A 15,834-nucleotide genomic window follows, 5' to 3' on the forward strand; every position below is an offset into this window, starting at 1 on the left:
TCCAATGCCGTACTCCCTACACCCAACACCCTGTCCCCTACACCCTTCTTTTCACTTACACATGATCTATAAATACAACTTGATTTATTTTCTGCTATAACCTAAATTTGTTAGCGCAGAACTTTATCATCTCGAAACCTTGATCTCATCTTAGATTTTGGGCAATTCGGCAGCAAGAACTATGCCTTGACACTCTCCGAACCCGACTTTGGCATAGTTTTCTTTCTCACAGTATCCGCGAATAATAACTTCGTCTGCATCAGCCAGGAAAGTTCGGATCTCACCCGTTGCTAGTTTAATAGGCTGAGAACCACGCCTAGTAATTTCTAGCAGAGATCCCTGAGAACCTGATTCAGTACCAGAAACTGTTCCACTAGCTAGCAAATCTCCAGGGCGGAGATTGCAACCATTACTAGTGTGGTGAGCAATCATCTGAGCCATTGTCCAGTACATTTGTTTAAAAGAAGCATGGCTCATAGAAAATGGCTCTATCCCTTGCTCGCGCATCTGTGCCGAATTAAGTAGCACTTCCAGTATCATATCTATTCCACCCAATCTGGTATTAATTGAGTCAGACAGATAAGGTAGGGGCAACGGATCTTCCTGGGAACGTTCAAAAGCAGGACAACGGAAAGGTGCCAGAGCTTCCAAAGTTACTACCCAAGGAGAAATCGTCGTGGCAAAGCTCTTGCTGAGGAAGGGACCCAAGGGCTGGTACTCCCAAGCTTGGATATCCCGTGCTGACCAGTCATTGACTAAGCAAAGTCCAAACACGTGTGACTCTGCGGTGCCAATAGATATGGGGTGTCCTAGTTGATTGCCAGCACCAATTAGAAAGCCGACCTCTACTTCATAGTCTAGAGAGACAGAAGAACCGAAATGAGGGACAGTATCTTCAAGAGCTTTTCGCTGACCTTGGGGGCGCTTGATAGGTGTACCACTAGGTACAATGGAGGAGGCTCGTCCGTGGTAGGCAATAGGAAGGTATTTGTAGTTAGGGAGTAAGGGATTGTCAGGACGGAATAGTTTTCCAACGTTGGTAGCATGAAAAATAGAAGCGTAAAAATCAGTATAATCGCCAATATCCGCAGGTAATAAAAGTTCTGCTTCCACCATTGGTACTAGCAGTTTTGCCTCTGACGAAGGCTTTTGTTCATTCCATCGCAGCAATTTGCTCAGATGAGTACGCAACGCCGATGAAGCCCAACTTCCTAAAGCCATCAAGGGATTTAAGTTAGCAGCCGTGCAAGCTGCTTGCAACTGCTCGGGGAGTTCTTGGAGCAGTCTTGAGTGGTAACATGATGTCAAATCTAGAATTTGGTCGCCGATCGCTACCCCAATTCGTGAGCTTCGGATACCATTACGATGTCGAAACACGCCAAAAGGTAAGTTCTGAATCGGGAAATCGGTATCTTTTTGATTGGCAGATTCTACCCAACTGTGCAAACTTGGATCGTGGGTTTGATCGATTAAACGGCTCATAACAGTTTCAGATTCTTGAGTGATTCTATGGGTTCTTGAAATGAGCAAGAGCCAAAACAACGAAAGAAACTTTGCCGAGCCTTTTGTAGCTCCCAGATATCCAGTCGGCGATCTTTCCAAACGATGCTATCTGCTGAGACTTGGAAACTTTCGAGAGTAGGCTCCTGAAGAACTACTAGGGCTTCTTGTGCAGTTATCTTCTGCCAATAAACTAGTGCTGCTAAGACTGCTACATTCAGAAAGCCGTGCATCATCGCATTAGAGCTATCTGGCTCGTATGTTAAGGGATACTTCCCTGGTAGGGGATGATGCAGTCCAGCGGTTGCTTTAAAACCAACTTGAGCTTCGGCACAAGCAAAAATAAACCGATAAAGTTGAGAAATTGTAGGAAACGCCTCGGCACTCAAGCCACCAGTACGAATTTTAGCCGATATACCAGGGCGTTGCAGTACAGTTAAATATGCTGTCAAGTCCTCACTATAAGGAATTTCAAAAAACGCCTCAATGTCAGCAGGAAGATAAGGAAATACTTGATCAATTTCTCTCTGGGAAAGCGGCGGAAATTCTAGGGAGGCGATCGCTATTTTAGGGTTATCATTTAGAGCTTGAATTTTGGCGATCGCCGACTCCACTTCTTGAGAGATAATAACACTGAGCCGCCAGTGTTTAGTTTTACTCGCTTCTATAGGCAACTTTAAAAGCAGTTGTTCAAACTCATTTATCCGCGACACTGGTAGTACAAAATTACCTAACATCCAGTGGTGGCAAGCTGTTTGATAGCGAGCATAATTGGCGATCGCCTCTTCCATAGTGAGTTTTGCTGGTGGGAACAGTCCAGCATAGTCAACAATTGATGAGAACAGTGTTTTTATCGATGCCAGCATTGGAGATAATCTCCTGACTAAAATCATGCTAACTCAGAATCAACCGATGTTAATCTAGAACTTTAACTCAACAGTTATCAGTTATCAGTTAATAAATTGGGAGTCAGAGTCCCCTACTTCTAACTAGTGGTGTGTTTCAGTCGGGGATTTAACCCCGACTGAAACAGTGATAACTGATAACTGTTTACTGTTTACTGTTTACTGATTTAATTGCTCTGATTAATTTTTAGTTACATACTTATAAATTTTACTGTTGACATATCTATACTTAAAACAGGTGAAAAATTAATTTACGTAAAAGCGCATTAGACAAGTACTGCAAAGCAGAAATCGCAGGATAGGCGCAAAATACGAATATGTCTGCAATATTTTTGTATTGCATAATTAGACTGTCTTGATATCACCCTTTTACTTTTAGTTCTTCCCTCCTACTAATAACTGTAGTTCCCGAAAGGAGGAATTACCGTGAATAGTTTTTTTCCGATTCAACGATTCGACCACCTTGAATTCTATGTAGGTAACGCCAGGCAAGCAGCACTGTTTTACTCCCAAGCTTTCGGTTTTACCAATACAGCTTACCGGGGTTTAGAAACGGGCGATCGCAAAACAGCTTCCTATGTTATGGAGCAAGGAGAAATTCGCTTTGTCTTGAGTAGTGGCTTGAATCCAAATCATCCCATCTGTAAAAGTGTACTTCAGCACGGCGATAGCATAGCTGTCATTGCCCTGGAAGTTCCAAATGCTGCCAGTGCCTACCAGGAATCAACCGCGCGGGGTGCAGTAGGTGCAATTCCTCCCACTGAAGAAAAAGATGAATATGGAATAATTCGCTACGCGGCTATTCACATCTATGGCGATATTTTGCTCAAGTTCGTTGAGCGCAGTCATTACACTGGAGTTTTTGCACCTAGTTTTCAGCCTCGAAACTCAGCTAAAGGGAAGGGAGTCGGTTTAACTAACATTGACCATGTAGTTGGGAATGTCGAACTGGGTGGTATGGAGCGATGGGCTAAGTTTTTCGCTGATACTATGGGTTTCGAGTTATTAGTACACTTTGACGATCAAACTATTTCCACAGAATACTCTGCCTTGATGTCCAAAGTGATGCAAGACAGCACAGGCAAAATCAAATTGCCAATCAATGAGCCAGCCCAAGGCCAACGGAAGTCTCAAATTGAAGAATATTTAGAATATAATCAGGGTCTTGGAATTCAACACGTCGCCTGTGCAACCAGCAACATTATCGAGACTGTTTCCCGACTTAGAGCATCAGGGGTTGAGTTTCTCAAAGTTCCTACAAACTACTACGAGAACATAGAAGAGCGGGTAGGGAAAATCGAAGAGCCGCTGGATAAACTAGCAGAACTAGGAATCCTTGTAGATTGCGATCGCGATGGTTATTTGTTACAAATTTTCACTCAGCCTGTAGAAGATCGACCAACACTGTTCTTTGAGGTAATTGAGCGACATGGCTGCCAAGGCTTTGGTGAGGGAAATTTCAAAGCTTTGTTTGAAGCAATTGAGCGCGAGCAAGCGCGGCGAGGAAATCTTTAGATAATGCCGTTTTCAAGAAGGAGCTACGGTAAACCCAAACAAGCGGGGTAAAACCATGACCTATTACTACAAATTGGGAAATATTCCTCATAAACGCCACACTCAATTTCACCAAACCGATGGTTCTTTATATCACGAAGAACTGATGGGAACTCGTGGTTTTTCGGGTATTCAATCCCTGCTTTACCACCTGCATCCACCTACTCAAATCCAGAAAATTTTGTTGGAGAGCAAAAGAGATATATCTTATGAAGAATCGGTTCCCCTAAGCCACCGTCATTTGCGTACAGCAACTCTAGCTGCTCAAGGCGATGCCATTGCATCTCGGATTCCTTTATTAGCCAATGCAGATGTCTGTATTTCTGTAGCTGTGCCTACAGCATCTATGCAATATTGGTATCGTTTTGCACATGGCGATGAAGTGATTTTCATTCATGAAGGTATTGGTGTACTAGAAAGTCAGTATGGAATAATCCGCTATAAGCCGGGAGATTATCTGGTTATTCCGACTGGGGTTGTTTGGCGCATTTTGCCAGATGAAGGAGTAGAGCAACGAATGCTTGTAGTCGAAGCATACGGGCATATTGAGCCACCCAAACGCTATCTCAATCAGTACGGTCAATTCCTCGAACACGCACCTTATTGCGAGCGGGATATTCGTCCGCCATCAGCACTGATTACTCACGATGAAGAAGGAGAGTTTGAGGTATTACTCAAAGCTCGTGGTGGGTTTAGTCGTTACTTATATAACCATCATCCTCTGGATGTAGTTGGCTGGGATGGGCATCTTTGGCCATTTGCATTCAATATTGAAGACTTTGAGCCAATTACAGGCAAAATACACCAGCCACCACCCGTGCATCAAACCTTTGATGGCCCTGGATTCGTCTTGTGTTCCTTTGTACCGCGAATGTTTGACTATCATCCCCAGGCAATTCCAGCCCCATACAATCACTCTAATGTCGATTCCGATGAGGTTATCTACTACGTTGAGGGGAAATTTATGTCTCGCAAAGGAATTGAGCGAAGCTCGATTACCTTACATCCTAGTGGCATTCCTCATGGCCCACACCCAGGGATGTACGAAGGGTCGATTGGCAAAGAACGAACTAACGAACTGGCTGTGATGATTGATACTTTTCGACCATTAAGACTGACGACGAATGCGATTGCTTTGGAAGACAAAAATTATGTTTACAGTTGGCTTGGGTAAGGCTGGGAGGGAATAGGGAATAGGGAATAGGCAATAGGCAATAGGCAATAGGCAATAGGCAATAGGCAATAGGCAATAGGTTTGTTTGGATCTCCTATACGGGTTGCTATATAAGTTAAGCGTGTCGAGGCGCAGCACGCTGCACACACCCTTGAGGAATTAGAGGAGGTTTACTTCAATCCCAACTTTGATCGAACCAAATTCTTTCAAGGAGGATGGGAGATTCTAGAAGCGATCGCCGTTTTTTGGGATAGTTTGTATAGCGATTTACTACAATGAGGACAAATCTTGTTACTGGTTTTATAGGAATGGCACTAAGAAAAGCCCAAAGACTCCTGGTTTAAGGAGTTTGCAATTGTTTTCGTAATTCATGCAGGGAACTGTGCTAGGAGGTCTTTGCCGTCAATAATGGTACTAGTGAAGATGAAACTACGGTTAGCTTGGTAGCGTGGGTCTGACTTAACGATAGTCATGAACTCGCGATGTCCCTGTTTTGTCCTACCTACTTGACAGCCAGCGCTCCATCTTCCTACGTCGGACTTAGGATTATCACCTCCCCAATGTTGGTTAATGCCAAAATGCCCTGAGTCAATGGAGTCACCTTTATCGCGAGTGCCTGACCGATTTGCATCACGATGGACAGTGACCGAACCACCAGTTTGCACAAGAGCTTCATGGGGAGAAGCCTGTCCGTGGGTTCCTACCTGCCATGCGGTGTATTGCCCGAAGGCGATAATCGCCGCACCTTTGGAGTTCAAAGGATTATACGTATAGTACTTACCTGGATTTGTTGTGGCTTCCCAACAGCCAATCATTTTAGGCTTGCCGTCTTTAAACTCAATCACGATGCGGAGGTCGTTCCACACATTGAGGGCGTTGTCATTGAGCGTTCCGTCTGGATTCATGCCTTCGATGTAGATAATATTCTTGTATCCAAGTTCTTTGTCAATTTTGTAGCCCTTCTTCTGGCAATAGGCAACGATTTTCTCTTCTAGAGTTTTAGGCTTGGTTGGGACTGTTGCGATTTTGCAGCCGTCAATCTGGATATGCCCACCATAGATAAACCAAATGTGCCGATTCAGGACTGGAACCTTGAGCATAACTCGGAGATGTTGAGCATCTGCGATCGCCACCTCGGTAATTTCCAACTGTTTCCCCGCTTTGACACTAGTTTTTTCCGATGCATCGAGCTTGTTGGAGGGCAATGAACAGCTTTTAAACACCGAGTCAGAAGTCACTTTGAGATTAAACTGCCCCTGCTCAGTCTGGTCATCTTTGAGTCCTATCGCTTGCAGAAAGTACAAAATTGCCGCACAACCAGCAGCCGAATCAATAGTCTTGGTGTGATTAGTCCCAGCCCAAACAAACGGCGTAATTCCCTGGCTATCTTTGCCCTGGAGGTCGTTGCACAGATCGAAGGCGAGTAAGCGAGCTGAGAGCTTGGCTGGTATCTGTTCGCCCTTAATCTTAGTTAGCTTGTGCGTGATTTGCTCGAAGAATTCTGTAGAATCCTGGAAATCCGTCTTAGCGTGTAAGATTCCTGCCCAATACCAAGGTAAGTTGGGATAGTACCACTCGATTTTCTCGTAAAAGCCGCGATCGTAATACAGCTTCTCAGCAATTTTTTCTAACTCTGGCAAAAGATTTGATTGCACCTTGCAGCCTTGCCATAGTTCTGTATATTTTTCTTCAATAGATACAATATTAGCCATTTGTATGATGTTTACTTGTAACTGTTCATAGATAAGTAAGAAACGGCAAAATTTTGTTAGCCAAAAAAAGGCTTGGAGCTTTACTTTTCAATAATCGTCAAAAGCTTGAACACCCGGCACTTGCATTCGCTTTTAAAAAGTCCAGCTATGAGCCGTTTGAAGTATAGTTTGCTGTGTTCAAGCTCCAGTTTGGATTTGTTAGCTGTTGATTATTCATGTCTTCATGCGGAGTTTCTTTATATCTAATGTCTTGATTTTTAACCTCTTCTATGTGTTGGCAGAGGCTAGAGATGATTATAGGGTCGCGGATGATTTCAGTTAGGATGCGGGCTTCATTAAAGTCTCTGGCATCGCTTCTTAAGTCACGCAACACCAGATCGATTAGTTCAGGACTCATTTCTATTTCCAAAGAAATGCTAATCGCAACATCTTGCCCCATTTTGTCCACATTGATCGAATACTTTTTGCTGTTACGAATCATAATTGTGTTTTGCGGTGAGTGCCTTCAAATTCTATCTACTGAAGCAGATTAATTGTGATTCTCTACTGCTGCTTGCGCTGACTTAATTCCTCAAACTTTAAATGCTAAACCTTTAGGGGTAAGGGTTTCAGGAATAGTTCAGCTTCAGCTTCTCTTCGTCTCTTAAGTCCTTGCTCAACATTTGATCCAGGATTGCGATACTTGATGAAAGTTTCGCGGATACTAGCCCAATCCTTATTCTTTAAGACTCTAGTCATTGACTCAAAATTAGAAGCACCGTAAAATTTACTGCCCAAGTTGTAGCCAAAGCTGAGTAAGGCACCTTGTTGGTGAGGGTTGAGTTCGCCCCAGCAAGGTATTTTCATTAAATCGGGTAAGTAGCTTGTTTCCAACTGATAAATCAACAGATCATCAGCTTGTTGTTGAGAAATACTGTCTCCCATGTACCACGGACTACCGTCACGTTTCCTGGTCGTACCCCAGCCAATTGTGATTGGTAGCCCTCCACTTAAAGGATCTTTGTATGCATTAAGATAGCAACCTTCAAACTTTTTAATTAGCTCAACTCCACACATAGGTAGACTTGTGGAGACTTGTTTAGTTTCGGTGAGCTGGTTTGTTGCTGTAACGTTCCTGCTTATAGGATTGCTCTTAATCTTAACCAGAATCTCGTTAGCACTGAGATACTGTACTGAATTAGCGTTTAGGCTGGTACTGTCACGATCTTCTTCGTCCTCTTGCGATAAATTACCAACAGGACTTAAATCAGGTTGCTTATCTGAGTCCACTTGGGCTACCAGAAGTGCTGGTTTTTCGCCATCGCTCTCTTTTTCCAACTGCTGCCTTTCGGCTTGGACACGCTGCTTCTCGGCTTCTAGTTCCTTAAGTTGGGCTTCATACTGTGCCCGTAACTGCAACTGCTCGTTAAGCTTTTCTAGGGCAAGTTCAGTATTCTTTGTGACTGTTTCTTGTGTCTGCTTATTGCTTCCCTCTTGTCGTTCTGTTAACTGGGAAATAAAGCCCTGTAAGTCTTGCTGAATATACTGTTCGACGCGTTCAGCAAAAATGGTGTAGGCATCAGAGTGGGCATTAAATTGACGATAGGGGCCAGCCATTTGGAAAAACTGCCACCCCTCAATTTTCAAGCCTTCGGCAGTATTACGATAGCTGCGGTACTTCTCACCATGACCAAAAAACTCTTCAACCGCAGCAGAAACGGCTACTACCTGACTTAAACCGAAAGCCGACCAGCCAACAATTTCCTGCCACTTCTGGTTCCCCTTCTGAAAACCAATTAGTGCCGGGACAATTACCCCGCCAATGATGGTAATCATTCTGAGGTTGTGATGAGCATTGCGTTCTTTGGTGGCTCGTCCCTCCAGCCACATGACTTGATCGAGCCAGCGATTTTTCAGAAAGTCTTTTCGCAAGTCTGACAAGTCGAGTTGGTCAATCAGTCCACAGAAGGTCTGTTTAAGGTACTCTCTATAGTCTTTTTTGTTAGCCATAGTTTTAAATTTCTCAAAAGCTTCTAGCTATACTTACATAAAAATTTTGCTTGCTCATCAGTAAATTCCGCACTTAGCGCTCTTGCTTTAAAAATTCTTAATATGGATCTTTTTTTTGCCATTGTTGACTCTTTAAAGCCTAAAAATAAGAGTTGTTGGTCTTTAATCAAAAACTAGCCCTAAAATTCCCTATCATTTCTTTTGTGACAGTTCCTGGTCCGGAATATCAGCTTGAAGTTTGAGTTCATAAATAGGAGAGTTTGCTAATTCTTCAAGTTTGAAAAGTGATAGGAAATTAGCCCACTCTTGCTGATGAGGAACGCGGCTTTTGGCAAGTTGACTAACAGCTTCATACCAAATATTATTTTCCACATAAGGAACGTACTGTTGTTGATGTCCTATATGCTTAATTTGCTGTAATAGCCCAGAAGTCGCTTCAACTCTTTTAATCCAACCATCTACACTAATCTTTGTGTTCATTCCCATATCATTCACACAAGTAATATTGAAGTACCAATGGTATCTTTGTCCAATCAATAGTGGTTTTTCGGTAGAGGGAAGGCTGATGCTGGCAATACCTTTTTTTTCTGGTAAAGATAACAACAGTGGCTTTGTTAAAACAGACTTTTTCTGTTCATTTAATAACCTAAATTTGGCTGGAGGTGACTGAGAAGATCCACCAAAGGGTAAATAAAACCAGAATTGAGGATACTCCTGAGTGGTTAAACCTTCAGTGCTGTTTGGAACTAACGCAATTAGGTTTTTGCTATCTATTTGAGAGCATTGCGATCGCGTCGCCCCCCCTCGTGAACGTCCAGACGCATTTCCCTCGCCTCTGGAATTATTGAACATCCGCCCAATACGATCAAAAATATTCTGGGCTTGGGCTTGCTGAATAAAAATAGGCGACAGAAAACTAAAAGAAAAAACAGTTGTCAGAGCGCAGATGAAAACAGTTCGTCGCCAGGGCGATAATCGTTGACGGATCATTTTTCAATCACCTCTTTGTTTGTTGATTTGTTAGGTTAACTTTTACGGAGTCTATTGGTTAAGTATAATACCGTTCCCCCAGTGCCAAGCAAAACCATAACTATTGGTGTAAAAGGTATCCAAGCACTTTGCTGAACTAAAAACACATAGCAACTAATGTATAAACAAGCAATAGAACCTACTACCGCCATACTTGTATAGAGAGTACGGTTAAATCGCCAACAGACGATACCACCAACTAAAGCCCAGCCAAACATCCAGAGTGTTTCATAACCAAAAGACCACCATCCGATAAGCGGGCGATTATCTAAAGTTGCGCTGAGGATCTGGCTGATCATTTGCCCATGTAATGTTACTCCTGAAACATCGCCATAGGGTGTACTCCAGTAATCAGCTTGTTTGGATTGCCTATCAGTAAAGCCAATCAGTACAATCCGATTTCTAATTTGTTCAGCAGAAACCTGTTTGTTCAAAACTTTTAAAATACTGACTCTAGGGGCAAAATTATTAGGATCGCCTCCAGAGACACGATATTTAAGCATCGTTTGATAGCCTGCAAGCTGGTTATTCATATCTTGGTATCCACCTCCATTTCCCAGCAGTTGGGGAATTACAGTTTTACCAAATTGCATATCCTGTACATATTTTTTGCTATTTATATCTAGAGGAGAGGTGAAGTGTTGACCCTGTGCTTCTAGATAGCGACGAGCAATTACTAAACTAAAAGCTTCCGGTGTATTGCAATATTTCGGATCTGGCTTTTGCATCAAGTATTGTCGGCGCACAAAACGACCACCTTTAGTATCATCAACCAAGTCACTAAATCCAACTCGCTCTAAAGGAACTTCTGGCGCATGTTTAAAACCACGAATGTTTTCACCCAAATCATTTTTATAACTGTTTTTACAGACCGAAATGAAGTTTGTAGTTTGCTGTAAATGCTCCTTTAAACTACCTTCGGCAGAAAAATCACGCACAAAATCCAGCCCAATTACACTGGGTTGATGCTGGGAAAGAACTTTTAGTAAATCGTCTAAAGCCGCATCAGGAATAGAACCTCTACCACCTGGATACCTCCCGTCTTCGTTCAACTTCTCAAGACTTTCTGGATCGACATCAACCATTAAAAATCGTTCATCCTTTGGTTCATCAGGACGTAACAACATCATCTGGTCATAAGTTGCTAGTTCTAATGGCTGGGTTAATCCGATAAACCTACCAATGAACATCACCGTTGTCACAGCCAAGCTAGTCAGCAAAACACTGCGGGGCTTAATTTTCCGATAAGGGAGAGCGCGACTAGCAGTAAGATACTCTAGTTGTAGATTAGTGGGGGCTGGTTGTTTATGAGCAGAGTCCTTTAACCATTGTTCGGAGGATACCAAATCTTTACCCCGCAGCAAGAAACTATCATCACGTTTGTGATCCTCCCATTCCTTCGCCTTAAGGAAAATGCGAGTGTGCGATCGCACATAATCTGGATCTGAGTCTAGTGTTCTAGTTAGTTCCCCAAATTTAGTCAGAAAGTCTGTGCCATGCTTGCAAAAATCAATCCATTGTACTTTTGCTAACCCTGGATGAATATCTGCAATGCCGATTTCCCGATACAAAACGGTAACGATTCGCTTATGCAACTTCATGGCGTACTCTACCTCAGCCGCGCAGTAGGATGAACTAATAGAGGTGGGCGAAATAATAAATAAGAAGTTGTTGGCGCTTTCTATCCCTCGGTAAATCTCTTGCTCAAAGTCATTACCAGAGGCTATACTTTCTTGGTCAAACCAGGTAGTCTTGTTTTGAATTTGCAGCGTATCGTTGAGCTTGCGGGCAAAGTCAGAATCAGCACGAGAGTAGCAAATAAATACATCCAACGCCGCCTCTGGCGGTTGCTTAAGGCTTTCAGTGATGAATTCTGCTTGCAAAGGCGTGGGCGGATGTTGTGTTTTTTGTTTAGCTACCTTTAACCATGCCTCCGCATTCCGAAGATTGTGACCTCGCAATAGAATACTAGAATTGCGTTTTTGTCGTTCCCACTTCAGAGCTTTTACTAATAAAATTTTATGCTGTTCATAGTAAGCTGCATCTTGAGACAGCACATTAATTAGTTTATTTCCCTCCTGTTTTTGCTCTGTAAACTCGATAAACTGTAAAGTACGTAGTTCAACAGAAATCTGTTCTAGATCAACTTGTTCAATTAACAAAGGAATGACCCGCTTCTTAATAGAAAAAGCATGAGACAGTTCCATTTGACAGTATTGTGATTGTAAAGAGGCCGCCGACATGAGAAAAACCACATTATCAGCTTCCTCAATACCTCGATTAATTGACTCGGCAAAATCCGCTCCCGACTGAATATCTGTTTTGTTTGTCCAAACCGTGAAGCTTTCACGCATCAAGATGTTAGCAATTCTCTCCATCAATGTCCTCTCTTTTTCTGAGTAGGAGAGGAACACCTGAGTCATCAGGTTGTTAGCATTCTTGATACTCTGACAAATAAAAGCACAGTGTAAATCCGTTGGTTCACAGGGCGGTTGCTCATTTCTAAACCTAATTTTTAGCCAGTTTTCAGCCTGTATCCGTTCTTCACCAATTAACAAGTATTGTGACTGTTGTTGTTTTTGTTCCCACTCTAAGGCTTTGGCTAAAAAGTAGGTGTGTTGCTGTACATAGTCCTGATGGCGGGAAAATAGCTCTAGCAGTCCCGCAAAGGATTTTTCAAAGTCATCTATACCTTCACGGAAGTATACCCAGTTAATCTTGCCAATGGCTGGGTGCATATTGGGAAAACTGGAATGTAATCCCTTGGTTTTATATTGTTCCCAATCACTAAGTTCACGTCCAGGATTGCGTTGCTGCCAAATTTCTTGAGTAATTTGCTCGACGTGCAGCAAGGGAATAATACGTTTATTACGGCGGAGTGCTAACTCTATTTCTTTACCACAATAGGGGGAGTTGATTGAGTGAGGCGCAATGATAAAAACAAAATTATCTGATTTCTCAATTCCATCATCTATTTGGTTCTGGAAGTCAACACCTAAAGGAATATCATTTTGGTCAAACCAAATTTCTAGCCCTGCTTCTACAAGTCGCTCATGTAACTTAGTGGCAAAGGCTTTGCTATCTGCTCTTCCATAAGAGATAAATGCACTTTTAAAGTTATTCATATTAAATATTAATGCTCATTTTCGGAAATAACCTTAGTCAATGGCGATACGGTTCGGTTAAGGCAAGAGACGCGATAAATCGCCGTCTCTACAAAGGACGATTTATCGCGTCTTTGTGATCTATGATTTTCATCAAAAAATTTTATCCGAACCGTATTTAATGGCGATCGCCATTATCACTGATCGCAAATAATACATTATAAAAAGACAAGGCGCGTTTATCCTTAGTGATAACACTTAAAAAAGGTGCAAAAGTATAAATTTAATACATAATTTCTTGAGATTGGCATCAAAGCCAACTACCAACTAAAACATAGGGTGCCCAGTAACGAGGATGATCGTATTTTGGATTTTTGAGTAGAGATTGCTGTGCTAAACGAAGTGCTTCGGCTCTACTGACGTTGGGTTGTCCTAAATGTTGGTAAAATTCTTTAATGAATGGAACGCTTGCTTCATCGTCTAGATCCCACAAGCTAGCGATCGCACTACTAGCACCTGCTTGTACTGTAGTTCCAGCAATACCCATCACTTCTTGGTCGTTACCTGTAGCTGTTTGACAAGCGCTAAGAATCAATAGCTCAATTCTATGAGTATGGTTTTGCTTTTGGGTAAGAAACAATTGATCAAAATCATCTATCTTCAACTTTCCATCTGCTGTCACCACAAAAGTATTTTCTCGATCTGCACCAAATAGACCGTGGGTTGCTAAGTGTACTATCTCAAAATTAGAATTATTCAGCTTTTGATTAAATTTTTTCGTGGTAAATTCTTTGTCAGCAATCCAATTAACCACTATTCCCGTATTCTTGATTTCCCTCACTTCTTGGTCAACATTTGCTAATCGAGAAAAGCCGGAAAATTCTTTTTTATTTGGTGGTTCAGTCAAGCTGGCAGCTAAAACTTTCATCTTTAATCTGTCTAAAGGCATTGGTTCACGCACTTGTAAACCCAAAGCTAAGGAGACAGAATATTTTTCTACTAGATACTGCTGGCCATCATAAAGGCTAGCCATCGGAATTTTTCGTAAAGGGCCATCTAAGACAAAAATCAAATTTTTTATTTTGCTGTCTTTTAGCTCTTTTTCTAATGGTTGAATCAGCCAGTTATAAACTTCTTGACCATCCTGTTGCACTTCTTCATAACTACCGACTTCTTGCAGATTTTCATACAATCGGCTTACAACTTGCTGAATTTTCTCTTTGGGCTGGGTCGCATAATGATCAAGTTGTTTATTAGGTCGCTTGAGGATAACTTGTACACGGTCGTCCAAAATAATTGCATAGATAATTGCAGATGTTTGGTCTTTGGAGTTAATCACCTTGTCAAGTTCTAATTTAGTATCTTCACAAGCTTGCTGCAAATAGTTTTGCAATTTCGCCACTTGTAGCGCTTCAATTACATTACGAGCTTGCATCAAGTTGTCTTGACTCGTTGCTGAGGATTGGAGTAACAAATCTACTAAACTGCGATATACAGGCTCTACAGTTTCACGAAAAGAAAACTGCACATTTTTATTCGTAGCCATCAAATCGCTACGGATGTTTTGTAGAGTATTAAATGCTTCTGTATATGCAGCGATCGCTCCTGTAATATTCCCCTGATTGTCGCACTGGCTTTTACCTTGGCAAAGAACGCGCCCAAGTTGCCATTGCCAACGATAAGCAATATCTGGTGCTTGAATCGACTCCGACAAATTCAGGGCTTGTCGGGTCAAATCTTGGGCTATAGACCATTGCTGAGATAACTCATATAAGTGCCCAAGATTACCTAATACAAAAGACTCTGCCCGAACATCTTGCAATTGCTGGGCTTGCTGACGTGCCACAGCCAGGATTTTAGCAATTGTTTCGGGGCTAGGATTGGGGAATTTCATCCTTAGCTCTAGAAGGCTTTGAGCCAAATTTACCTGAGCGTAAATAGCAGAACGGCCAAGAGGCAGGTTAGTAATTTGACTTTGGATTTCGGGATACAATGCTTGAGCTGCGTCCCACTGCTCTAACTCGATCAACAAGTGTAATCGGTTCAGTTGGGCTGGGATTTTAGTAGTTGCAGTAGTTGATGAAACAGCTGCTTTCTCGTAATAATTGAGAGCAGTATTTTTTTGTTGTTTGCTGTTAGCTTGAATGCCAGCGAGATTACCCAAACTCAGGTAAACTGTAGCAGTAGTTTCTGGCGATTGCAGTTGTTGGGCAATCTTCAGACTGATTTGTAAATTTGCTTCTGCCTGTTTGAGATCGCCTGCAAGCATTAGAGCCTCACCCAAGTTGCGAAAACTAGCCGCCTTAGCAAGCGAGTCTGGTTGTTTTGCCAGAGATGTTGTCAAATTCTGGAGGATAGAAATCTCTCGTCGATAGAGTCCCAATGTCTGCAATGCCTGTGCTTGATTAATTTGGGCGAGGGTAGCTCTATTGGTGTCTTTTAATTGTTGATACAATGAGGCGGCTGTTTCCCAAGATGACAAAGCTGCTTCCGCTTTGCCCTGTGCTAATTCCAAACTACCTTTGACATCCCAAACTTGCGCCCAAACTGGCAACCGTTGTGGTGAATTGGGAGTTTTCTGTAGAATAGCGATCGCTTGATCAATTGTCTGAGTTGCTTCAGGAATGCGGCCTAGTTGGTGAAAGTTGAGCGCCAAATTACTTAAAATTGCCACCTCTGCCACTCTATCGCCACTGTTTTGATAGGCTGGCAGAACTTGTTGTAATAGCTTCGCTGCTTCTGCAAATCGACCTGCCGCATAAAGATTTTTAGCTTCTTCCTCTTGAGAAATTTTACTAAATGCGGTGTGCAACTTTCTCTCAAACCTAACCCCCAGCCCCTTCCCTACAAGGGAAGGGGAGCAAGAA

10 protein-coding genes are annotated in these 15,834 nt (G+C 42.4%); 2 read left to right on the plus strand and 8 right to left on the minus strand.

Annotated elements, in window-relative coordinates:
* Positions 1-150: 150 nt before the first annotated feature.
* Both fahA and VB740_RS31825 read right to left on the minus strand, forming a co-directional pair.
* On the minus strand, positions 151-1,482 hold the full coding sequence (gene fahA, locus VB740_RS31820; RefSeq protein ID WP_323203817.1) for a fumarylacetoacetase: 1,332 nt from the start codon (positions 1,480-1,482) through the stop codon (positions 151-153).
* Positions 1,479-2,366, minus strand: coding sequence for a hypothetical protein (locus VB740_RS31825; RefSeq protein ID WP_323203818.1), 888 nt, complete (start codon positions 2,364-2,366; stop codon positions 1,479-1,481). The genes fahA and VB740_RS31825 overlap by 4 nt, the downstream gene beginning before the upstream one ends.
* Positions 2,367-2,831: 465 nt before the next feature.
* On the opposite strand from VB740_RS31825, the gene hppD reads away from it, so the two are divergent.
* Entirely contained in the window at positions 2,832-3,920 is a 1,089-nt protein-coding gene (hppD, locus tag VB740_RS31830; protein ID WP_323203819.1) for a 4-hydroxyphenylpyruvate dioxygenase, read from the plus strand.
* Between the two features lie 55 nt (positions 3,921-3,975).
* Positions 3,976-5,133, plus strand: coding sequence for a homogentisate 1,2-dioxygenase (locus VB740_RS31835; RefSeq protein WP_323203820.1), 1,158 nt, complete (start codon positions 3,976-3,978; stop codon positions 5,131-5,133).
* A gap of 368 nt (positions 5,134-5,501) precedes the next feature.
* On the opposite strand, the gene VB740_RS31840 is transcribed toward VB740_RS31835, so the two are convergent.
* From VB740_RS31840 to VB740_RS31865, 6 genes are all read right to left on the minus strand, one after another.
* A complete protein-coding gene (locus VB740_RS31840) occupies positions 5,502-6,845 on the minus strand; it encodes a hypothetical protein (RefSeq protein WP_323203821.1) in 1,344 nt (447 codons plus the stop codon).
* Positions 6,846-6,990: 145 nt separating this feature from the next.
* Positions 6,991-7,326 (minus strand): hypothetical protein, encoded by a 336-nt coding sequence (locus VB740_RS31845; RefSeq protein WP_323203822.1) that lies wholly within the window; start codon positions 7,324-7,326, stop codon positions 6,991-6,993.
* Between the two features lie 104 nt (positions 7,327-7,430).
* Positions 7,431-8,834, minus strand: coding sequence for a DUF4231 domain-containing protein (locus tag VB740_RS31850; RefSeq protein WP_323203823.1), 1,404 nt, complete (start codon positions 8,832-8,834; stop codon positions 7,431-7,433).
* Between the two features lie 192 nt (positions 8,835-9,026).
* The gene (locus tag VB740_RS31855; RefSeq protein ID WP_323203824.1) at positions 9,027-9,824 is read right to left on the minus strand and encodes a DUF928 domain-containing protein; all 798 of its coding nucleotides are present in this window, start codon (positions 9,822-9,824) and stop codon (positions 9,027-9,029) included.
* A 35-nt stretch (positions 9,825-9,859) separates the two neighbouring features.
* A complete protein-coding gene (locus VB740_RS31860; RefSeq protein WP_323203825.1) occupies positions 9,860-12,988 on the minus strand; it encodes a TIR domain-containing protein in 3,129 nt (1,042 codons plus the stop codon).
* A 289-nt stretch (positions 12,989-13,277) separates the two neighbouring features.
* Positions 13,278-15,834 (minus strand): CHAT domain-containing protein (locus tag VB740_RS31865; RefSeq protein WP_323203826.1); only part of this gene is annotated, 2,557 nt, incomplete at its 5' end.

Source organism: Nostoc sp. UHCC 0251, assembly GCF_034932245.1.
Classification (GTDB): Bacteria; Cyanobacteriota; Cyanobacteriia; order Cyanobacteriales; family Nostocaceae; genus Nostoc.